Source organism: Bradyrhizobium sp. AC87j1, from assembly GCF_002936975.1.
Taxonomy (GTDB): Bacteria; Pseudomonadota; Alphaproteobacteria; order Rhizobiales; family Xanthobacteraceae; genus Bradyrhizobium; species Bradyrhizobium shewense.
On the sequence record NZ_PTFE01000046.1, the window covers coordinates 40790 to 61574 of the forward strand.

At 64.2% G+C, this 20785-nt stretch carries 19 protein-coding genes; 9 read left to right on the forward strand and 10 right to left on the reverse strand.

The window, feature by feature from the left end; genetic code table 11:
- Positions 1-5 precede the first annotated feature (5 nt).
- From CV770_RS22875 to CV770_RS22895, 5 genes are all read right to left on the reverse strand, one after another.
- Positions 6-2360: an Orn/Lys/Arg family decarboxylase gene (locus tag CV770_RS22875; protein ID WP_104463951.1), complete on the reverse strand. Its 2355-nt coding sequence runs from the start codon at positions 2358-2360 to the stop codon at positions 6-8.
- Positions 2361-2460: 100 nt separating this feature from the next.
- On the reverse strand, positions 2461-4665 hold the full coding sequence (locus CV770_RS22880) for a xanthine dehydrogenase family protein molybdopterin-binding subunit (protein WP_104463952.1): 2205 nt from the start codon (positions 4663-4665) through the stop codon (positions 2461-2463).
- 7 nt (positions 4666-4672) lie between these two features.
- Positions 4673-5689: an FAD binding domain-containing protein gene (locus CV770_RS22885; RefSeq protein WP_104463953.1), complete on the reverse strand. Its 1017-nt coding sequence runs from the start codon at positions 5687-5689 to the stop codon at positions 4673-4675.
- On the reverse strand, positions 5686-6171 hold the full coding sequence (locus CV770_RS22890; protein WP_104463954.1) for a (2Fe-2S)-binding protein: 486 nt from the start codon (positions 6169-6171) through the stop codon (positions 5686-5688). The genes CV770_RS22885 and CV770_RS22890 overlap by 4 nt, the downstream gene beginning before the upstream one ends.
- Positions 6172-6311: 140 nt before the next feature.
- Complete coding sequence (locus CV770_RS22895) at positions 6312-6791, reverse strand: Lrp/AsnC family transcriptional regulator (protein ID WP_201759988.1); 480 nt, start codon at positions 6789-6791, stop codon at positions 6312-6314.
- 142 nt (positions 6792-6933) lie between these two features.
- On the opposite strand from CV770_RS22895, the gene ald reads away from it, so the two are divergent.
- On the forward strand, positions 6934-8049 hold the full coding sequence (ald, locus tag CV770_RS22900; RefSeq protein ID WP_104463956.1) for an alanine dehydrogenase: 1116 nt from the start codon (positions 6934-6936) through the stop codon (positions 8047-8049).
- 3 nt (positions 8050-8052) lie between these two features.
- Here ald and CV770_RS22905 read toward each other — a convergent pair whose 3' ends face one another.
- The 5 genes from CV770_RS22905 to CV770_RS22920 form a co-directional block, all read right to left on the reverse strand.
- Positions 8053-8451 (reverse strand): DsbA family protein, encoded by a 399-nt coding sequence (locus CV770_RS22905; protein WP_349627981.1) that lies wholly within the window; start codon positions 8449-8451, stop codon positions 8053-8055.
- Entirely contained in the window at positions 8448-8687 is a 240-nt protein-coding gene (locus CV770_RS43420; protein ID WP_245453837.1) for a hypothetical protein, read from the reverse strand. Before CV770_RS43420 ends, CV770_RS22905 begins: the two co-directional genes overlap by 4 nt.
- A 75-nt stretch (positions 8688-8762) precedes the next feature.
- Positions 8763-10673: a flavin-containing monooxygenase gene (locus tag CV770_RS22910; RefSeq protein WP_104463958.1), complete on the reverse strand. Its 1911-nt coding sequence runs from the start codon at positions 10671-10673 to the stop codon at positions 8763-8765.
- The gene (locus CV770_RS22915) at positions 10670-11317 is read right to left on the reverse strand and encodes a TetR/AcrR family transcriptional regulator (protein ID WP_104463959.1); all 648 of its coding nucleotides are present in this window, start codon (positions 11315-11317) and stop codon (positions 10670-10672) included. The genes CV770_RS22910 and CV770_RS22915 overlap by 4 nt, the downstream gene beginning before the upstream one ends.
- Entirely contained in the window at positions 11314-12807 is a 1494-nt protein-coding gene (locus CV770_RS22920) for an AMP-binding protein (protein ID WP_104463960.1), read from the reverse strand. Before CV770_RS22920 ends, CV770_RS22915 begins: the two co-directional genes overlap by 4 nt.
- Before the next feature lie 173 nt (positions 12808-12980).
- Between CV770_RS22920 and CV770_RS22925 the strand changes: the two genes are divergently transcribed.
- The 8 genes from CV770_RS22925 (at position 12981) to CV770_RS22960 (ending at position 20536) form a co-directional block, all read left to right on the forward strand.
- On the forward strand, positions 12981-14240 hold the full coding sequence (locus CV770_RS22925; protein ID WP_104463961.1) for an ABC transporter substrate-binding protein: 1260 nt from the start codon (positions 12981-12983) through the stop codon (positions 14238-14240).
- Between the two features lie 90 nt (positions 14241-14330).
- Positions 14331-15233 (forward strand): branched-chain amino acid ABC transporter permease, encoded by a 903-nt coding sequence (locus CV770_RS22930; RefSeq protein ID WP_091952957.1) that lies wholly within the window; start codon positions 14331-14333, stop codon positions 15231-15233.
- Complete coding sequence (locus CV770_RS22935) at positions 15230-16249, forward strand: branched-chain amino acid ABC transporter permease (RefSeq protein ID WP_104463962.1); 1020 nt, start codon at positions 15230-15232, stop codon at positions 16247-16249. The genes CV770_RS22930 and CV770_RS22935 overlap by 4 nt, the downstream gene beginning before the upstream one ends.
- Before the next feature lie 2 nt (positions 16250-16251).
- Positions 16252-17007 (forward strand): ABC transporter ATP-binding protein, encoded by a 756-nt coding sequence (locus CV770_RS22940; protein WP_104463963.1) that lies wholly within the window; start codon positions 16252-16254, stop codon positions 17005-17007.
- Entirely contained in the window at positions 17004-17717 is a 714-nt protein-coding gene (locus CV770_RS22945; RefSeq protein WP_104463964.1) for an ABC transporter ATP-binding protein, read from the forward strand. Before CV770_RS22940 ends, CV770_RS22945 begins: the two co-directional genes overlap by 4 nt.
- 164 nt (positions 17718-17881) lie before the next feature.
- Positions 17882-18100 (forward strand): hypothetical protein, encoded by a 219-nt coding sequence (locus CV770_RS22950; RefSeq protein WP_018315898.1) that lies wholly within the window; start codon positions 17882-17884, stop codon positions 18098-18100.
- A 110-nt stretch (positions 18101-18210) separates the two neighbouring features.
- On the forward strand, positions 18211-19269 hold the full coding sequence (locus CV770_RS22955; protein ID WP_104463965.1) for a YeiH family protein: 1059 nt from the start codon (positions 18211-18213) through the stop codon (positions 19267-19269).
- A gap of 94 nt (positions 19270-19363) precedes the next feature.
- Positions 19364-20536: a fumarylacetoacetate hydrolase family protein gene (locus tag CV770_RS22960; RefSeq protein ID WP_104463966.1), complete on the forward strand. Its 1173-nt coding sequence runs from the start codon at positions 19364-19366 to the stop codon at positions 20534-20536.
- Positions 20537-20785 lie beyond the last annotated feature (249 nt).

Here is a 20785-nt window from a genome sequence, read left to right on the forward strand (position 1 = left end):
CGCACCTACTCGGCAACGACGTAAGTATAGAGCCCGATGCGCCCCTGGGCGTCGATCTCCTTGTAGACGCCCTGGATCTCGACGTCGAAGCCCGGAAATGTGTTGAAGCAGGTTTCGAACATCTTGAGATAATCCACCATGGGCTTCGCCCTTTCCGTCAGCCGCTCCCCGGGCACGATGGTGGCGATGCCCGGCGGATAGACCACGAAGGGCGTGGTCGCGATGCGGCCTGCGATGGCCTCGATCGGCAAATAGTCGACATCGTTCTTGAACAGATAGCGGGCAGCATCGCGAGGCGACATCGCGATCTCAGGCATGTGCTCGGGCATGAACTGCCGGGCCTGAAGCGCGCTCACGTCGGCGGCGCGGAAGAAGCGGTGCATCTCGCCGCAGAGATCGCGTAAGCGCACGCCGGCATAGCGCGCCTGCCGCCGCTGGTAGAACTCCGGAATGACGTCGGACAGCAGCGCATTGTCATCGTGGAGCCGCTTGAAGGCGACGAGGCCGGAGATCAGCGTGCCGGCCTTGCTCGCTTCGACGCCGGGGGTGAGCAGGAAGAGCAGGGAGTTGAGGTCGTTCTTCTCGGGGACGATGCGGTTCTCGCGCAGATATTGCGCCACGACGGGGGCGGGGATGCCGTGCTCGGCATAGGCACCGGAGCGGTCGAAGCCGGGGGTGAGCAGCGTCAGCTTGTTCGGATCGGTCATGGCAAAGCCTTCGGCCATGCCGGGGAAGCCGTGCCAGTTGGTGTCGGGCGAGAGCTGCCACAGCGCGGCGTTGGTGGCGAGCTCATCGGTGGAGAGGGTTTCCCAGGCGACGTTGTGGGCGGCGCCGGGGCGGCCGACATCGGGAATGGCGACGCGGTCGGGAACGAAGGGTTCGAAGAACCAGCGCCGATCGGCGTTCTGCTCCTTCTCCTCGAACTCCCTGCGCATCGCGCGGATCTTCTTGCGCAGCTCGATGCCGAGGCGGATCGTGTCGTCCCACAGCACTTCGCCCGAGCGGCCCTTCATCATCTGGGCGCCGACGTCGAGCGAGGCGAACAGCGGATAGAAGGGCGAGGTGGAGGCGTGCTGCATGAAGCTCTCGTTGAAGCGGCGGTGCTCGACGCGCCGCTTCTGGCCGCGGATGTGGCGGTCCTTGATGTGGATCTGTGAGGCCTGCGAAAAGCTCGCAAGCTGCTTGTGGGTCGATTGCGTCGCGATGATGCCCGGTGCTTCCGGCGGAAGGTTCGCCAGCCCCATGGCGAAGCGGCCGGCATAGAGCGGGTGGAATTTCATGAAGCCGGCCCAGGCCTCGTCGAAAAGGATGTACTCGCAGAGATGGCCGATGCGATTCAGGATCATCTCGGCGCTGTGGATCGTCCCGTCATAGGTGCACTGTTCGACGACGGCGACGCGGAACGGCCGCTCCTTGCGCCAGGCATCCTTGTCCGTGACCAGTGGGTGATTGCGGATCGCCTCGCGCAAGGTTTTCTCGTCCAGCACGTCCCAGCGCATCGGGCCGATCAGGCCCCAGGCGTTGCGGATGGTCGGCACGTAAACCGGGACGCCGCCGTTGATCATCAGGGCGCCGTGATGGGCGGCCTTGTGGTTGTTGCGGTCGAACAGCACGAGGTCGCCGTCGGTGACGAGGGCGCCGAGTGCGACCTTGTTCGAGGTCGAGGTGCCGTTGAGCACAAAATAGGTCTTCTCCGCGCCAAAAATCTGCGCGGCTTCCTTCTGCGCCTTCAGCGCCGGCCCTTCATGGGTGAGGAGGTCGCCGAGATCGAGCACGGAATTGTCGAGGTCGTCGCGGAACACGGATTCGCCGAGGTGCTCGACGAAGACCCGGCCGATCGGGCTGCGGTTGTAGAACACGCCGCCATTGTGCCCCGGGCAGGTCCAGAGCTGGTTGCCTTCCTCTGCATAGTCGACCAGGGCGCCGAAGAACGGCGTCTTCAGCGTTTCGGCATATTGCTTGAGCCGGCTGATCAGATTCTTGGCGATGAAGGTCGGCGTCTCCTCGGACAGGAAGACATACCCGTCGATGAAATCGAGCACCTCGACCGGCAGGTCCTCGAAGCGCTTGCGCCGGATCAGGAGGATGATCGGGAAATCGAGGCCGCGGCGGCGCATCAGGTTGATCAGCGCCGAGGTCTTGCCCTCCAGGCCCTTCTTGCCCCAGTCCACCACCATGCAGCCGATCGCGGCATCGGTCTGCACCGCCATCTCGGCATCCTCGAGCTTGCGGGCCCGGACCACCTCGAAGCCGGAACGCTGGATCTCCTCGATGATCTGGTTGAAGCGGACGCCTTCGAGATCGTCGGCGTCGAACACTGGTGCGGCGAACAGGAAGTTGAAGCGCTTGAAATAGTCCATGTCGGGTCCTGAATGTGCCAGAGACACAGCTCATCGACACATTCGATGACAGCTGGATGACACTGGCCCGATCCAAGCATGGCTCGGATGACAAGGCAGGTCAGCCGAGCAGCTTGTCCAGCGTGATCGGGAAGTGCCGGACACGCTTGCCGGTGGCATGATAGACGGCGTTCGCGATTGCCGCAGGCACGCCCACGATGCCGATCTCGCCGAGACCCTTGACGCCGAGCTTGTTGATTCGGTCGTCCGGCTCGTCGACGAAGATGACGTCGATGTCGTGAATATCGGCATTCACCGGGATGTGGTACTCGGCGATGTTCGCGTTCATGATGCGGCCGAAGTGGTGGTCCATCACCGTCTCCTCGTGCAGCGCCATTCCGATCCCCCAGACCACGCTGCCCATGATCTGGCTGCGGCCTGTCTTGGTATTCAGGATCCGCCCGGCCGCGACGGCGCTCACGACTCGCGTGACCCGAATGACGCCGAGTTCCTCGTCGACCTTCACCTCGGCGAAGACAGCCGAATGCGTGTTGCGGGCGTGCGACTTGTCCTCCGCGAACTGGTTGAGCTTCTGCTTCTCGATCCGCTCGAGCTTGCCGTGACGCATCGCATCGGCGATCGCGACGGCGCGGCTCTTGTCGCCGGCCTTGGAAATCGTGCCGTCAACAAGAACCATTTCGGATGCATTGAGGCCGCCAAGTGGCGAGTCAGGTATCGCCTTGGCCAGACGCGCGAGCTCCTGGCGAATGTCCTCGGCCGCTCCCAAGACCGCATGTGCGCTCGAAGCGGCCATCCAGGAGCCGCCCTCGACGGGCGCTTGGGGCAGGGTTGAATCGGCAAGCTTCACGTCGATATTCCCGATCGGCAGCCCGAGGGCGTCGGCCGCGACCTGCGCCATGATGGTGTAGGTGCCGGTGCCGATATCGGACGCGGCGCAGGATACCTCGGCGTGGCCGTTGGCGGTCAGCACGATGCGCACGGCGACCGGCATCTGCAGCGCCTCCCACACCCCTGTCGCCATGCCCCAGCCGACCAGGTCCTTGCCATCGCGCATCGCACGCGGCGCGGGATTGCGGCGGGCCCAGCCGAAGGCTTCCGCGCCACGGGCGTAACATTCGCGCAGCTGCTTGCTGGTGAAAGGCAGGTCTTCGCTCTGGTCGCGATCCGAGTAGCACTTCAGGCGCAGCTCGATCGGATCGAGCTTGAGCGCGACGGCCAGCTCGTCCATGGCGCATTCGAGTGCGCAGACGCCCGTTGCCGCGCCCGGCGCACGCATGTCGCAGGGGGTGGCGACGTCGAGGTGGACGAGCTTGTGGGAGAGGCGACTGTTGGGGCTCTTGTAGAGCTGCTCCGCCCAGCCGGTGTCATTGCGTGAGAAATCCTCGTAGCGCGAGGTGACGGCAATGGCTTCGTGCGTGACCGCATCGAGCGTGCCGTCCGACTTTGCGCCGAGCGCGACGCGCTCGATGGTCATCGGCCGGTAGCCGAGCCCATACATCTGCTGCCGCGTCAATACGACACGAACGGATCGCTTCAGCGCGAGGGCGGCAAGCGTTGCCAGCACCACCTGGTGCTGCGGCCGCAGGCCGGAGCCGAAGGCGCCGCCGACATAGGGCGAGACCACGCGGATGTCCTCCGGCTTCATGTCGAACACGCCGCAGAGATATTTATGGACGTTCTGGACGCCCTGCGTCTTGTCGTAGACCGTGAGGCTGCCGCTGCCGTCCCAGACCGCTGTCGTCGCATAGAGCTCCATCGGGTTGTGGTGCTCGGTCGGGAGGACGTAGTCGGCCTCATGGCGAACCGCTGCCCCAGCCAGCGCCGCTGCGGCGTCGCCGCGCGGCTTGTGCGGCTGGTCCACCTTGGCGGATGTGCCGCGTTCGGTTTCGAGATCGGTCGCAAACGCCTCCTGCTCGTATTCGACACGCACGCGCGTTGCCGCGAATTTGGCAGTTTCCCAGTCCTCCGCGATGACGAGCGCGATTGGCTGACCGTTGAACTTGACCCTGTCGTCATAAAGCGGGCGGAAGGGTGAACCCTTCCCCGGCGCCACCTCGTCCTTCCAGGCCTCATCCTTGTCGGCGAGGGCCACGCGATGCGCGTGCGTGAGCACGTCGACCACGCCCTTCACCTTCAGCGCGTCGCTGGTGTCGAGCCGAGCAATGCGCCCGCGCGGAACCGTGGCATCGACGATGAAGCCATGGAGGAGGCCGTCTGCCGCGAATTCGCCGGCATATTTGGCGGCGCCAGTGACTTTGGCCCGGCCATCGACGCGGGACGTTGGTGTTCCGACATAGCCGTTCATCGGTCCCTCACGCGATCTTCTTGTGAGCTTGTGATTGTGGTGTGCCGCTTGCGGCCTGCATCAGCGTACGTACGACGGCCCGGCGTGCGAGTTCGAGCTTGAAGCCGTTGTGCGAACCAGCGACCGCTCCCTCCAGCAGCAGATCGGCAGCGCGTCCAAAATGATCCGGCGTTGCCGCCTGGCCGCGCAACGCCGCTTCAGCTTCGAGCCTGCGCCACGGCTTGTGAGCCACACCGCCGAGTGCCAGGCGCGCTTCGCTGATCGCGTTGCCCTCCAGTTCGAGCGCAGCCGCGACCGAGACCAAGGCGAAGGCGTACGACAGCCGGTCACGGATCTTCAGATAGCTGTAGTTCCGGGCAAAGCCGCGCGGCGGCAGCCCGATCGCGGTGATGATCTCGCCGGTGCTGAGATTGGTATCGACGTGAGGTTTGTCGCCTGGAAGCCGATGGAAATCTGTCAGCGCGATGGTGCGCTCACCGGTAGGGCCTGCGATGTGCACCAGCGCGCCGAGCGCGGCCAGCGCCACGCTCATGTCGGATGGGTTGGTCGCGATGCAGGAATTGCTGGCGCCTAGGATCGCGTGGTTGCGGTTGAGACCGTCGATCGCCGAGCAGCCGCTTCCGGGCTCTCGCTTGTTACAAGGGGTGGTCGTATCATAGAAATAGGCGCAACGCGTTCGCTGCATCAGATTGCCGCCGACCGAAGCCATGTTGCGCAATTGCGCGGAGGCGCCGGCGAGGATGGCGCTGGCGAGCAGGGGATAGCGCTGCTCGATCAACGGATGGTAAGCGAGGTCCGAATTCGGCACCAGGGCACCGATGCGCAGCCCCTGATCGGGTGTCTCCTCGACGTTGCGGAGCGGCAGGCGGGAGATGTCGATCAGCCGCGAGGGGCGTTCGACGTTCTCCTTCATCAGGTCGATCAGATTGGTCCCGCCGGCAACCAGTTTTGCGCCAGGATCGGCGGCCAGAAGGCGGATCGCGTCGGCGACATCGTTGGCGCGGGAATACTGAAAATTATTCATGACCGGCTCATTGCCTGCTCGATCGCAGCCACGATGTTGGGATATGCGCCGCAGCGGCAGAGATTTCCGCTCATCAACTCCCGGATCTCGTCGGCATCGCGCGCCCGACCTTCGGCCAACAAGCCCGCGGCAGAGCAAATCTGTCCCGGCGTGCAATAGCCGCACTGGAAGGCATCGTGGTCGATGAAGGCCTGTTGCAGGGGATGCAACGTGCCGTCCCTGGCCAAGCCTTCGATCGTCGTGATCTCGGCGCCATCCTTCATGACCGCGAGGGTCAGGCAGGAATTGACCCGCCTTCCGTCGACCAGCACGGTGCAAGCGCCGCATTGGCCGTGATCGCAGCCTTTCTTGGTGCCGGTCAACTCCAGGCGGTCACGCAGCGCATCGAGAAGCGTGGTCCACGGCACGACCTGAAGCGCGCGCCTTTCGCCATTGACGACGAGGTTGATCAGAATGCGCTCGGGGATCGTACTGTCGGCCATGTCCTAATTCCTTGCGGAAAGGCCGAGCTAGGCAAATTGTGGAAGTGACGCAAGAATGCGCTGCCGCCGCTGGCCGATAGCGCCCAACGGATGACGCGTTGCTTGGTTCCAGACCGATTCTCCCGACCGGATAGACGAGGTCAGCGCTTCGCTTCGCCGAACACCACCGTCGGTACCGCGCGGTTGACGATTTCGCGCAGGGCGAAGCTCGATTGCACGCGTGCGACGCGCGGCAGGCGGGACAACTCGGTGCGGTGAATGCGCTCGAAATCCTGGATGTCGCGGGCCAGCACGATCAGGATGTAGTCGTCGGTTCCCGACATCAGGAAGCAGCGCACGACGGAAGGGCATTTCACCACCTCCGCCTCGAACGCCTTCAATGCGTCGTCGCTCTGGCTCTCCAGCGCGATGCGCACCAACACGGTGGTGGTGAGGCCGAACTGGGCCAGATCGAGTGCGGCCTGGTAGGCCTGGATGTAGCCCTCGTCCTCCAGTGCCTTCTGCCGCCGGGCCAACGCCGTGCTGGAGAGCCCCACCTTGTTGGCAAGCTCGGTGTGGCTGGCACGTGCATTGGTCGTGAGTTCCGCGAGGATCGCGAGGTCTTTCCGGTCGAGGGCCAATGTTTCGTTTCCAGCGTGAAAGGGCAGCTTGGCGCCGGAAACCGGCGCGGGCCAACCGAAACTAGCGGATATTTGCACGAAACCAAACCGGCCCCGTCGCTACGATGAGGAACAGAATCAAGGTGGCAAAGGAGCCCGGAAGATGCGCGTCGGTGTGCCCAAGGAGATCAAGGTGCAGGAATATCGCGTCGGGCTCACCCCGGGCGCGGTTCGTGAATATGTCGCGGCCGGGCACCAGGTCACGGTCGAGACCGGCGCCGGCGGCGGCATCGGCGCGTCCGACGAGGTGTATCGGCGGGCAGGGGCCACAATTGCCGAGAGCGCCCGCGACATCTTTGCCAAGTCCGACATGATCGTGAAGGTAAAGGAGCCGCAGAAGAGCGAATGGGCCCAGCTCCGGGACGGCCAGATCCTGTTCACTTATCTTCATCTTGCGCCGGATCCGGAGCAGGCCAAAGGCCTGCTTGCCTCCGGCTGTACCGCGATCGCCTATGAAACCGTCACGGACGCGAACGGTCACCTCCCGCTGCTCGCCCCGATGAGCGAAGTCGCCGGCCGCCTCGCCATCGAGGCCGCCGGCGCCGCGCTCAAGCGCTCGGCAGGCGGCCGCGGCCTGCTGCTGGGTGGCGTGCCCGGCGTGCAGCCGGCGCGCGTCGTCGTGCTTGGCGGCGGCGTGGTCGGAACGCAGGCGGCGCGCATGGCCGCAGGCCTCGGTGCCGAAGTCACCGTGATCGACCGCTCGATCCCGCGCTTGCGCCAATTGGACGATCTTTTTGCCGGACGCGTGCGTACCCGCTTCTCGACCATCGAATCGGTCGAGGACGAGGTGTTCACCGCCGATGTCGTGATCGGTGCGGTGCTGGTGCCGGGCGCCAGCGCCCCCAAGCTGGTCACGCGCGCGATGCTGAAATCGATGCGGCCGGGCGCGGTGCTGGTCGACGTCGCGATCGACCAGGGCGGCTGCTTCGAGACTTCGCACGCGACCACGCACACCGACCCGACCTACGAGGTCGACGGCGTCGTGCACTATTGCGTCGCCAATATGCCGGGCGCGGTACCGGTGACGTCGAGCCAGGCGCTGAACAATGCGACGCTGCCGTTCGGCCTGATGCTCGCGAACAAGGGCTTTGCCGCGGTACTGGAAAATCCGCATTTGCGCAACGGACTGAACGTCCATCGCGGCCGCATCACCAACAGGGCGGTGGCGGAGAGCCTCGGGCTGGAGTTTACTCCGGTGGAGACTGGGCTGGCGGCGTAGCAGTTACCCTGGCTTACGATGGTGGCTGCCGAGCGCGGCCTCGATCGTCTCGGGGTTCTCGATGCGCGCGATCAGCATGTCGATGCGATCGCCGCCCCAGAACAGCTCGCTGTTGAACACCATGGTGGGCACGCCGAAGACGCCTAGCGCTTCGGCTTCGTCGATGATGCGGTCGTGCTCGGCGCGGGCAGGGCCGTGGACGTAGGCTTCGAACTTGCTCGCCGAACCACCGCACGATGTGATGACGTCAGTGACTGCGGCGAGGTCGTCGATCTCGAGCTCATGGCTCCAGAAGCGACGAAACACCGTGTCGTGATACGCACGGAAGAAGCCGTGCCGTTGCGCAAACAGCATGCCGACACTGGAATAGAACGCGTCGTAGATTCGACGCGGTCCTTTCATGACGAGTCCCTGAGCGTTGGCATAGCGCCGTGCGTCCATATAGCGTAGCGCACCTTGCGCCAGAAATGCGGCGTGCGCTCCTCGACCGTCCCCATGAATTCGGCGACGCGCAGCGTGTAGGGTAGCCATTCGAGCTCGACGCCGTGCGTCTCTTCGAGCGCGAACAGCCGCTTGTTCGCGACGAACGCATAGGGGCTCTTGTAGTCGGTGTAGATGCGCACGATTGGCTTGGGCACGGACCGCTCCCTTTGGACGTATGGCGCTCCTTGTCGGACGGGAGGTTAACCCGTGAATTCCGAGGCGGCGAGAGGCTACGCCCTCGTCATCCTGTACTGCCCCAGATCCGGATCATGCGTCATGCGCCAATAGTCGACGAACCGCCACGGCATCGCGGAAAACACGCGGCCACTTGAATTGCGGTAGTAGGTGCTCATGCCCGGATGGGTCCAGATCATTGTCTCGTGCTCGGCGTCGACCTTGCGGACGTAGTCGTCGAGCACATCAGGGCGGACGTCGATGGCGGCGACGTCGTGCTCGATCATGCTGGCGAGACAAGCGGAGATGTAGCGGCTCTGGCATTCCGACTGAAAGATCACGCTGCCGCCATGCGCGGGGCCGGAGTTGGGGCCGAGCATGCAGAAGAAATTCGGAAAGCCGGGCACGGTGAGGCCGAGGAACGCGGTCGGATTGTCGTTGGCCCAGGCCTGGCGCAAATCCTTGCCATCGCGGCCGCTGATGTTGAGGCGGGCGGCCATTTCCGTCACCTTGAAGCCGGTTGCGACCACGATGACGTCGGCGGGGCGGTGCTTGCCGTCGGCGGTGACGATGCCGCCCTGGTCGAAATGGTCGATTGCGTCGGTGACGAGCTCCACGTTCGGCCGCGTCAACGTCTTGAACCAGTTGTTGTCGAGCAGGATGCGCTTGCCGTAGGGCGGATAGGTCGGCACGCATTTTTCGATCAGGTCCGGCCGGCCCTGCAATTCCGACAGGATGAAATCGGTCAGCTCCTGGCGGTGCCGGTCGTTGCCCTTGTTGACGGCACGCTCGGGATGCGGCCAGGCCGGGTCCTTGCGCAGGAAAGGCAAGAGTCCATCGCCATAGCGCCAGAACATGTTGAAGCGGTACCACTGCACATAGAACGGCAGATGCGCGAGCAGCCAGCGCGCGCCCTCGCTGATTGGATCGGCATAACCCTTCACCGGCCGCGCCCATTGCGCGCTGCGCTGATAGGCCGTGACCGAGGCGACGCGGCCGGCGATCGACGGCACCAGCTGCATCGAGGTTGCGCCGGTGCCGATCACGGCGACATGCTTGCCGTCGATGTTGATGTCATCCGACCACCGCGCCGAATGCAGGATCGTTCCCTTGAATGTGTCCTCGCCCTTGAAGCGGGCGCGGGAGGGATCGTTGAGCTGGCCGATCGCGCTGACAAGCGCGGTGGATTCGAAGGTCTCCTCGCCGCTCTCGGTCTTGAGCGTCGAGATCCAGCGCCGCTTGCCTTCGTCCCAGCGCGACGAGGTCAGCTCGGTGTTGACGCGCAGATGCTTGCGAATGCCATATTCGTCCGCGACCTTCTGAAGATAGCCGAGCAACTCCTCGCGCTGGCAGAAGTAGCGGGTCCATGCATTGCCGGAGCCGAACGAGTAGGAATAGGAGTGGTTCGGCGTGTCGACGCCGCAGCCGGGGTAGCGGTTGATCCACCAGGTGCCGCCGAGCTCGGCGTTCTTCTCGACGATGGTGTAGGGAATGCCGAGATGGCCGAGCGCCACGCCGAGCGCAATGGCGCAGACGCCGGCGCCGACGATCAGCACGTGCTGCTCCGCGAGCTTGTCGTTCGACGGCTGCTCGGTCCAACGCGCCTCGCGCGCAACAAACCCCATCTCCTCGCGCATCAGCGGGGCGTATTCCGGCGCGACATTCTCGCCAAGACAGGCGCGCATCATCTTCAGCAGCAGCTCGTCGCCGGGATCAGTGATGACGGGCTTCGGCGTGCCATTGGCGAAGAGCTTCACCACCGCGGCGCGGATTTCGTCCTGGATTTCCTTGGGCACGCCGGCTTCGGGATCGGGGATCAGGCGGATGTCGCGCTTGGGCAAGTACGGCGGCGCAAGCCATTTCTCATCGCCCGTCATGTGCACCAGCACCATCAGGAGGCAGCGGATGTCGCCCTCTGCGATGGTCGAAGCAAGGTCGAGCGGCCTGTGCGGAGATTCGATGTTCATGGCGTGTCCTGGTCTCCGGAGTCGGTGAAGAGGCCGCGCGTCATCAGCTTGCGATAGGCGGAGATGACGTGCTCGGGCACGGCGGTGACGCCGCCGGCCGAGTAGGAGTAGCGGCGGCTGAGATAGCCGCGCGCGCCCATCAGCATGTGGACGATCGCCTCGAACTCCTCGTCGCTGAAATCCTCGATGGCGCCGGCAAGGCGCGCACGGCGGAGGATACGGACATAGGCGATCGAGATGTTATCGAGATGCTTCTGGTAACCGATGGGTGCGAAGAATTCGGCCTCGTTGAGGATGCGCAAAAATTCCGGCACCTCGCGGATGAAGTCGAAGAAGGCGGCGAAGCGCTCGATCTCCTGCCGCGCCGCATCCGCCGTGCCGGTGCGAGCGCGGATGAATTCGACCATGTCGAGGCCGATCTTCGGCAGCAGCTGGTCGAGCAGCTCCTGGCGGTTCTCGAAATGATTGTAGAAGGTGCCTTGCGCGACGCCGGCCTGTTCGGTGATGCGGGCGACGGAGGCTTCGGCATAGCCATGCTTGCCGACGACCTTGGTGGCGGCCTCGAAGATCTTCTGCTTGGTCCAGGCGTTGCGCTCGACGCGGTTGAGTTTTGTGATCTTCGCGGTGGCTGGGCCTTGCGTCATGCCACGGTCTCCAGTTCGGCGCGCAGCACGCGCTTGAGAATTTTTCCAGACGGGTTGCGCGGGAGGCTGTCGCGAATGATCAGCTCTTTCGGCACCTTGAAGCTCGCGAGCCGCCCGCGGCAATGCTCGGTGAGGGCAGGGAGCTCGAGCCTGGCGCCCTCGGCCAGCACGACGATCGCAACCGGACGTTCGCCCCAGCTTGCGTCGCGCAGGCCGATCACCGCGACTTCGCGCACCTCGGGCAATTCATAGATGACGCGCTCGACCTCGGAGGAGGCGATGTTCTCGCCGCCGGAGATGATCATGTCCTTCTTGCGGTCGGTCAGATACAGGAAGCCGTCGTCATCGAGATAGCCGACGTCGCCGCTGCGGAACCAGTCGCCGAAGAAGGCGGAGGCCGTCTTGTCCGGATCCTTCCAATAGCCGCGCGTGATCTTGGGACCGCGCAGGCAGATTTCGCCGTTGACGTTGGCCGGCACGACCTTGCCGTCCTCGTCGCGGATCTCGATCTCGACATGGGCAATCGCACGCCCGGTCGAGCCGATCTTCTCGATCTCGCGGCCGGCCTCCATGAAGGTGTCGCCGCCGACGGTTTCGGTGAGGCCATAGGCATCGATGTAGCGCGCATTGCGGAAATATTCGGAGAAGGCGTGGATGCGCAGCTCCGGCGTCTTCTCGCCGCCGCCGATGGCCCATTGCAGGCTGGAGACGTCATAACGCTCACGCGTCGGGCAGGTGAGCATCGCGCTGGTCATCACAGGTGCGAACCATGCCGCGTTGAGCTTGTCCTCGGCGATCGCCGCAAGCGCGGTCTCCGGCTCGAAATTGCGTTCGATGTGGATGAAGCCGCCATGCCAGAGCACGGCGATGCCGGGCAGGTCGAGCGCGCCGACGTGATAGAGCGGGCCGACGACGAGAAGGCGGGTCTCGGCGCTGAGCCCCAGCGTGATCGTCTGGTCGGCGGACTTCCAGTAGAAATTATCGTAAGAGAGCATCACGCCCTTGGGGCGGTCGGTCGTGCCCGAGGTATACATCAGCCGCATCAGGTCCGATGGTGCGCGGGCATGCATCGGCGCGGGCGGCACATCGGCTGCGAGATGCGTGAGGCTCTGCTGCGCAGCCTCGTCGAGCACGACAATCCCAGTGCCCGCGGCATTCGCAGCCAATTCCTCGTCGACGATCAGAAGCCGTGCGCCAGCATTGCCGGCGATGTAGCCGACCTCGTCGCGGGAGAGGCGGAAGTTGATCGGCAAGAACACCGCGCCGAGATGGCTGGTGGCGAAGACGAGCTCCAGGAACGCCGCGCTGTTCTTCATCAGCACCGCCACGATGTCGCCGACGCTGATGCCCTGCGCGGCGAGCCAGCCGGCCGCTTTCCGGATGCGCGCGTCGAAGGCCGCGTAGGAAATCTCCTCGCCGCGATATTTCAGCGCAGACCGCTCCGGCGTGCGCCGGGCATGAAAGGCGATGAAGCTCGACAGGTTGATCATTTTCGCTGGTTTCAGGCCAATTGTCGGCCTCGTTTCCTCTGTTTTGAATTCTGACTCATAGTTCATGTTTGGCTTGACGTCACCCCCTCCCTCTGAAATCCTTGGGAACACGGAGACGAGACGATCTCCGGCAAGGGACCAGGAAAACGCCGACCCGACAGAGGGAGGGAAAAATGACGAGGACCCGCACACCGGGCATCAGCCGCCGTTCAACGCTGGCGCTGATGGGCGCCGGTGCGATGAGTGTTGCCGCGCCGTGGGTGGCGCGTGCGCAAGCCAAGACCATCAAGATCGGCATGCCGACGATCCTGTCGGGCCGGGTGGCGCAGCTCGGTACGTCCTCGCGCAATGCGGTCATGCTCGAAGTCGAGAAGGTCAACGCCGCCGGCGGCCTTGCCGGCCGGCAGATCGAGATGGTGATCCGCGATTCCAAGGGCCAGCCGCAGGAAGCCGCCCGCGTCGCGCGCGAGCTCGTCAACACCGATGGCTGCGAGTTGCTGCTCGACGGCGAGGCGTCCTCCGGATCGTTTGCGGTGCATGAGGTGGCGCGCGACCTCGGCGTGCTCTGTATCCATACCTGCTCGGAAGCGTCCTCGCTGACGGCTGATCCGAAGCAGCACATCCCGAACGCGTTCCGCTGCGTGCGCCAGGGCATCCACGATTCCATCGTCGGCGGCAGCTACGCCGCCGCGATCGCGAAGACCAAGGGCCTGAAGAAATGGGCGACCTGTTCGCCCGATTATGCCTATGGCCGCGACACCACCGGCGAGTTCACGCTGTATCTGAAGCGTTTCGCGCCTGATGTGGAGATCATCAGCGAATCCTGGCCAAAGCTGTTCCAGCCCGACTACACCGAGGTCGTGACCAAGATCCTGCAAGCCAAACCGCAGGCGCTTTATTCCTGCCTGTGGGGCGGCGATCTCACCTCCTATATCGACCAGGCCAACATCTACGCGATGTTCAGCCAGATGGAGGTGTTCGCGGTCAACATGGCCGACTACACCGCGCTCACCGTCGTGAAAAACCTGCCCAAGGGCATCCACTCCGGCAACCGTTACATCAAGACCTTTCCGACCACGCCGGAGAACGCGGCCTGGGGCGATGCCTACAAGGCGAAGCACAACGAGTATCCGACCAATTGGTCGTGGCAGAACGCAACCGCCGTGATGTTCCTGGCCGAAGCCGCAAAGAAGGCGAACTCCGTCGACGGCAAGAAGATCGCGCAGGCATTGAAGGGCCTCACCATCAAGTGCCCGTTCGGTGCCGACGGCACCGTGACGATGCGCGGCGACGATCACACGCTGGTCGGCTACGCCATCGGCTGGGGCACCACGATCCCGCAGGAGCCGTATGTGCCGGAGGTCAAGGCCGGCGATTGGAAGACGATCTTCGAGCTCGAGGCCGAGTGGAAGAAGAGCAAGGGTTACACCTGATCTGATGTGCGGCGGAGACGGGCGACCGTCTTCGCCGCTTTCGTTTGGTTTTTCGCGCCCTGTCAGGCGCCCGACAATGAAAGTGCTCTCGTGGATCTCGACGCGCTTGCCGGCTGCCTCTCCAGCTCCGCCTGCCTGGTGACGCAGACCACCAGCGGCCTCATCATCGGCATGCTGCTGTTCCTGGTCGCGGTCGGGCTGACGCTGATCTTCGGCGTGCTCAAGGTGGTCAATTTCAGCCACGGCGCCTTCTACATGTTCGGCGCCTATTTCGCGATGACCGCCTATCAGCTCACGGGGAGCTTCGCACTCGCGATGCTGGCGGGCGCGGCCGGCACCGCCATTCTCGGATTGATCTTCGAGCGCGTCTTCATGAGCCGCGTCTATGGCGCGGACGTCTTGATGCAGCTCCTCGTCTGCTACGCCTTCGTGCTGATCTTCGACGATGTCGTGCGCCTGATCTGGGGGCCCGAATTCAAGTCGATGGGCATGCCTTCCGCGTTCCAGGTGATGCCGCTGTTCATCGCCGGCGGCGTGGTGCCGCCTTATTATCTGCTGCTGATCGGCGTTGCGCTTGTCGCGGCCATTGTGCTCGGCATCGGGCTGTCGCGCAGCCGGATCGGCAAGGTGATCAGGGCCGCCGCGCAAAATCCTGGCATGGTGTCCGCGCTCGGCATCAACACCGGCCTGATCTATGGCGGCGTGTTCGCGCTCGGCGGCATGCTTGCGGGACTCGCCGGCGCGCTCGCCGCGCCGGTGCGCTCGCTCACGCCCGGCATGGGATTCTCGGTGCTGATCGAATCCTTCATCGTCACCGTGATCGGCGGCATGGGCTCGATCCTGGGCGCCCTCATCGGAGCGCTGCTGCTCGGCCTGATCCGCTCGTTCGGCTCGCTCGGCTTTCCCCTGTTCACGGAAGGCCTGATGTATCTGTTCATGGTGATCGTGCTGGTCTCGAAACCCACCGGCCTGTTCGGCAAGGAGGCGGCATGACCGAGCTGGAGGCCGGACGCGCGCAAGGGCTGGCACCCGTGCGCGGTGGCTCGGTGCTGCAACGCTATCGCGACGTCCTGATCGCGCTGGTCGCCTTTGCCGTGCTGGCGAGCCTGCCGCTGTTGACGGGCAGCAAGGCGCTGCTCGATTTCGTCATCCGCTGCTCCGCCTACGGGCTGTTCGCGACCTCGCTCAACCTCCTGGTCGGCTACACCGGCCTGACCTCGTTCGGCCACGGCATGTTCTTCGGCCTTGGTGCCTACAGTTTCGGCCTGATCATGCAGAAGCTCGGCGTGCCCATTCCGGTCGCCTTCGTGGCGACGTTGGCGATCACGGCGGTGATCGCGGCCGTCATCGGCGCGATCTGCGTGCGGCTGAAGGAGATCTATTTCGCCTTCGTCACGCTCGCCTTCCAGATGCTGATCCATTCGACCATCCTGTCCTGGGCTTCGTTCACCGGCGGCGACCAGGGCTTGCGCGGCGGCATTCCGCGACCCGTCTTTCTCGGCATCGATCTTTCCAACCACGTCCATCTCTACATTGCGAGCTGCGCGCTGTTGATCCTCGGCCTGCTCGGGATGCGCCAGATCGCGCAATCGCCATTCGGCTACACCCTGCGCATGATCCGCGACAATGCCGCGCGCGCGAGCTTCCTCGGTATCGACGTCTGGCGCGCAAAACTCACCGTGTTCGTGCTGGCGGCGCTGTTCGCGGCGATGGGGGGCATGGTGATGGCGCTGTTCGTCTCCGGCGCCTATCCGGAATTCGCCTATTGGACCATCTCGGGCGAGGGCATCTTCATCAACATGCTTGGCGGCGTCTCGACCTTCCTCGGGCCGATGGTCGGCACCGTGCTGCTCTTGCTGCTCAACGACACCGTGACGCGGTTCACCGAGTACCATGGCATCGTGCTCGGGGTCGTCATCCTGTTCTTCGCGCTGGGCCTGCGCAAAGGCCTGCTGGATTTCGTCGCCGAGTGGTTTTCGCAGCGGCGCGACGCAGGCGAGGGGCGTTAGCGATGCTGGAGATCCGCAACCTTGCAAAGTCCTTTGGCGGCGTGAAGGCAACCAACGACGTCACGCTCGACTTCCCCGACGGTTCGCTCACCGCGGTGATCGGCCCGAACGGCGCCGGCAAGAGCACGTTCTTCAATTTAATCACCGGCGCGTTGAAGCCTGACGCCGGCGAGGTGCTGCTCGACGGTGTCGATCTCGCCGGCCGCTCGCCCCCGGAGATCGTCCGTCACGGCATCGGCCGCGCCTTCCAGGTGGCGAGCATTTTTAAATCGCTGACGGTGCAGGAGACCATGCTGGCTGCCGTCAGCGCCGACCAGCGTTCGTCCGCGGTGCTGCACAAGCGCTTTCCGTTGGCGGAGACGCGCGACCGCGCCGAGCATGTGATGGAGTTGCTCGGCCTTGCCGGCAAACGCCACCGCACGGCCGCGACGCTGTCACACGGCGATCAGAAACTCCTCGATATTGCCCTTGCGCTGGTGCTCGAACCAAAAGTGCTGCTGCTGGACGAGCCCACCGCCGGCATGGGGCCGGAAGAGCGCTGGCGCATGATCGACAAGGTGCGCGAGCTCTGGGACACTCAGAAGATCACCGTCGTCTTCATCGAGCACGACATGGACATCGTGTTCAAGATCGCGCCCAAAATCGTCGTGCTCTGCTATGGCCGCATTCTCGCGACCGGCACGCCCGACGAGATCCGCAACAACAGTGCCGTGATCGAGGCCTATCTCGGCACCGAACATGCGGGAGCCGCCGCATGAGCGCCGTCGTCATCGAAGTCGCCGATCTCGACGTCTACTACGGCACCAGCCAGATCCTGTTCGGCGTCGGCCTCTCGGTGCGGCAGGGCGAGACCATGGCGCTGCTGGGTCGCAACGGGGCCGGCAAATCGACGACCATGAAGGCGATCATGGGGCTGGCGCCGCCGCGGCGGGGCAGGGTGAGCCTGCGCGGTGCTCTGATCTCCGGCCGGAAGCCCCATCATATTGCGCGCGCCGGTCTCGGCTTCGTGCCGGAGGATCGCCAGATCTTTCCGGAGCACACCGTCGAGGACAATCTCGTCATCGGGAAGAAGAGGGGGCCGGAGGGGCAGGACGAATGGCCGATCAAGCGCATCTATGAGGTCTTCCCGCTGCTGGAGCCGCTGCGCCATCGCATTGCCGGGCGTCTCTCCGGCGGCGAGCAACAGATGCTGGCCATCGCGCGCACGCTGATGGGCAATCCGGCGCTGTTGCTGCTGGACGAGCCGAGCGAGGGGCTCGCGCCCATCATCGTGCAGCGGATCGGCGAGCTGTTGCGGCAGCTTCGAAGCATCGGATCAACCGTGCTGATCGCCGAGCAGAACATGCATTTCTGCCTTGGGCTCGCGAGCCACGCCACGATCATCGACAAGGGCCAGATCGTCTACGCCGCCGGCATCGACGAGCTGAAAGCCAATGAGGCGATCCGCCGGCGTTATCTGGCCCTCTGAGCCGGGCCGGCGGTGCCCGAATAGGCCCGAAGAAGAAAACGGTTGTCCGGGGTCATTCCGGCGGAAGGAGTTTCCCCGCGGAGAACCAAAAAAGCCAATCGCTTCCATTGCTGTTTGGGGTCGAAAAGACGACATTTCAGCCACGAATTGATGGATTGGCTGCTATGGAACGCACTGGATTTGAGCCCTTTGGCGAGCAGTTGGTGTCCGCGACGGATGCCCAGCCGAAGTCGCGCGCGTCAAAGCTCCTGTTGCGGGTCGGCACCGGGCTGTTCTGGTCGCTCGTGGCCGGAATCGTGCTCGCGCGTGCGGCGTTCTTCGAACCCGGCGTCTACGACGGGTTCAGCCGTGTGGCCTCGCTCGCCAAGAGCCTGATCTTCTGAGGCCGTTATTCCGGGTTGAGGACAGAACTTCCCTCGGCCCTGATATGTCGAAAACTTATTCCCCAATGAACCGGCGCTGCGTATAAATCTTTCTCCCCTGGGAGAGATTTGTGTCGCAGAATCAAGCATCCAGCCCGGCCGATGCCAAACCGACCACCGCCGCGAGCCGTATTTTCGCGCTGATTCCGGGCATCCTCCTCTGTATCGCCGTCGCCGGTGTCTCGGCCCTGCTCGAACGGGCGGAGCTCGGCGTCTTCGAGCATCCCTATGTCGAGGCGCTGGTGATGGCGATCCTGCTCGGGATGGCCCTGCGCAGCTTCTGGAAACCCGCGCCGCGCTGGCAGGCCGGCATCGCCTTCAGCGCAAAACAGCTCCTCGAAGTCGCGGTCATGCTGCTGGGCGCCTCGATCAGCTTCGCCGCCATCGCGGCCTCCGGCGTCGCGCTGTTGGCGTCGATCGCAGCCGTCGTGGTGATTGCGCTCTGCGTCTCCTTTGGCATCAGCCGGATGCTGGGCCTGTCGACGCGGCTGTCGATCCTGATCGCCTGCGGCAACTCGATCTGTGGCAATTCGGCGATTGCCGCCGTGGCCCCGATCATCGGCGCCAACAATGACGAGATCGCATCCTCGATCTCCTTCACCGCGATCCTCGGCGTGATGATGGTGCTCGGCCTGCCGCTGCTGATTCCGCTGTTGCAATTGTCTGCCACGCAATACGGCATCCTCGCCGGCCTCACGGTCTATGCGGTGCCGCAGGTGCTGGCCGCGACGGTCCCGGCCGGGCTCGTCTCGACACAGATCGGCACGCTCGTGAAGCTGATGCGTGTGCTGATGCTCGGGCCGGTCGTGGTCGGCCTGTCGCTCGCCGCCTCGCGCTGGCAGAGCGATGCCAAGAAGACCCATGTTGGCTTCTTCCGCCTGGTGCCCTGGTTCATCCTCGGCTTTCTGGCGCTGGCGACGCTGCGTTCCCTCGAAATTGTGCCGGGGACGGTGGTTGGTCCGGTGACCAAGATCACGAGCTTTCTCACCGTGGTGTCGATGGCGGCCCTCGGTCTCGGCGTCGACGTACGCGTGCTCGCCAATGTCGGCGGGCGGGTGACGGCCGCGGTGACGCTGTCGCTGATGCTGCTGCTCGGCATCAGCATCGCACTGGTGCATTGGTTCAAGTAAGGGTGCGCTCTCTGGACTTCCCCCGCCAGACGTTTATTGGTTTTCGCCAATGTGATCGGCTGCGGCTGATCCGAGAAACAGCGAGGGCGCGGCCATGACGACATTGACGGTGAAAGACCTTCTCCCTGAGGACGGAACACGCGGCACACTCGCCGGCCGCGTCTGGCTGCCGCAGGCGAACGGTCCGGCCGTGGTCGCCGTCCGTGGCGACGGCGTGTTCGACGTCACCGCAAGATTTCTGACCATCAGCGCGCTCTGCGAAGAAGACAATCCGGCCAAGGCGCTGAGCCTGACCAAGGGCGAGCGCATCGGCGATCTCGACGCCATCGTGGCCAACACGGCGCCGGATCAGCGCGATCGCCAAAAGCCGTGGCTGCTTGCGCCCGTGGACCTGCAGACGCTGAAAGCTGCCGGCGTCACTTTTGCCATTTCGATGCTGGAGCGCGTGATTGAGGAGCGGGCGAAGGGCAATCCGGCCTCGGCCGAAGCGATCCGCAAGGAGGTGACGCGGCTGATCGGCGACGATTTGTCAAAGCTCAAGCCGGGCTCCGACCAGGCGATGCATCTGAAGCAGGTCCTGATCGATCAGAACGCCTGGAGCCAATATCTCGAGGTTGGCATCGGTCCCGATGCCGAAGTGTTCACCAAGGCGCCGACGCTGTCCTCGGTCGGCACCGGCATGGATGCCGGCCTGCATCCGAAATCGACCTGGAACAACCCGGAGCCGGAGCTCGTGCTGTTCGTGTCGAGCCGCGGCAAGATCGTCGGCGGCGCGCTCGGCAACGACGTCAATCTGCGCGACTTCGAAGGACGCTCGGCGCTGCTGCTGTCGAAGGCCAAGGACAACAACGCCTCCTGCGCGATCGGACCGCTGCTGCGCCTGTTCGACGACAGTTTTACGCTCGACGATGCGCGCAAGCTCGACATCAGCCTGAACGTGAAGGGGGCGGACGGCTTCGTTCTCGACGGCCATTCCTCGATCAGCAAGATCAGCCGTGATCCGATCGATCTGGTCGAGCAGACCATCGGCAAGGTGCATCAATATCCTGATGGCTTCGTGCTGTTCCTCGGCACGATGTTCGCGCCGGTCAAGGATCGCGATGCGCCGGGGCAGGGGTTCACCCACAAGCGGGACGATATCGTCACGATCGCAGCGCCCCAGCTCGGCAAGCTCGTCAACCGCATGCGCACCAGCGACGAATGCGAGCCCTGGACCTTCGGCATCGGTGCGCTGATGAAGAACCTGGCGCAGCGGAAGCTGATCTAGCGCTTTACGTCTCGCAGCTGACCTCCCACGCCGACGTCTATGAGGCCGTCATGCCCGGGCTTGTCCCGGGCATCCACGTTCTTCGTCATGCGAGGTGAGGCGTGGATGGCCGGGACAAGTGTTTAGCCCGGACAGATCACTGACGGGTGTTCGGAGACATAGCTGACACATCAACATTGGCTGGATTGGTCCGATTCGGGAGGCCGTCCATGCCGTGGAGTGAGATGTCAGCAATGGATTTGCGCGGTG

What these genes read in the sequence shown, in the direction of transcription:
- CV770_RS22940 (WP_104463963.1), top strand. Translation starts at nt 16,252, where the DNA reads ATGCTGGAGATCCGCAACCTTGCAAAGTCCTTTGGCGGCGTGAAGGCA.
- CV770_RS22925 (WP_104463961.1), top strand. Translation starts at nt 12,981, where the DNA reads ATGACGAGGACCCGCACACCGGGCATCAGCCGCCGTTCAACGCTGGCG.
- CV770_RS22960 (WP_104463966.1), top strand. Translation starts at nt 19,364, where the DNA reads ATGACGACATTGACGGTGAAAGACCTTCTCCCTGAGGACGGAACACGC.
- CV770_RS22885 (WP_104463953.1), bottom strand. Translation starts at nt 5,689, where the DNA reads ATGAATAATTTTCAGTATTCCCGCGCCAACGATGTCGCCGACGCGATC.
- CV770_RS22905 (WP_349627981.1), bottom strand. Translation starts at nt 8,451, where the DNA reads ATGAAAGGACCGCGTCGAATCTACGACGCGTTCTATTCCAGTGTCGGC.
- CV770_RS22920 (WP_104463960.1), bottom strand. Translation starts at nt 12,807, where the DNA reads ATGATCAACCTGTCGAGCTTCATCGCCTTTCATGCCCGGCGCACGCCG.
- CV770_RS22945 (WP_104463964.1), top strand. Translation starts at nt 17,004, where the DNA reads ATGAGCGCCGTCGTCATCGAAGTCGCCGATCTCGACGTCTACTACGGC.
- CV770_RS22875 (WP_104463951.1), bottom strand. Translation starts at nt 2,360, where the DNA reads ATGGACTATTTCAAGCGCTTCAACTTCCTGTTCGCCGCACCAGTGTTC.
- ald (WP_104463956.1), top strand. Translation starts at nt 6,934, where the DNA reads ATGCGCGTCGGTGTGCCCAAGGAGATCAAGGTGCAGGAATATCGCGTC.
- CV770_RS22880 (WP_104463952.1), bottom strand. Translation starts at nt 4,665, where the DNA reads ATGAACGGCTATGTCGGAACACCAACGTCCCGCGTCGATGGCCGGGCC.
- CV770_RS22935 (WP_104463962.1), top strand. Translation starts at nt 15,230, where the DNA reads ATGACCGAGCTGGAGGCCGGACGCGCGCAAGGGCTGGCACCCGTGCGC.
- CV770_RS22910 (WP_104463958.1), bottom strand. Translation starts at nt 10,673, where the DNA reads ATGAACATCGAATCTCCGCACAGGCCGCTCGACCTTGCTTCGACCATC.
- CV770_RS22950 (WP_018315898.1), top strand. Translation starts at nt 17,882, where the DNA reads ATGGAACGCACTGGATTTGAGCCCTTTGGCGAGCAGTTGGTGTCCGCG.
- CV770_RS22915 (WP_104463959.1), bottom strand. Translation starts at nt 11,317, where the DNA reads ATGACGCAAGGCCCAGCCACCGCGAAGATCACAAAACTCAACCGCGTC.
- CV770_RS22890 (WP_104463954.1), bottom strand. Translation starts at nt 6,171, where the DNA reads ATGGCCGACAGTACGATCCCCGAGCGCATTCTGATCAACCTCGTCGTC.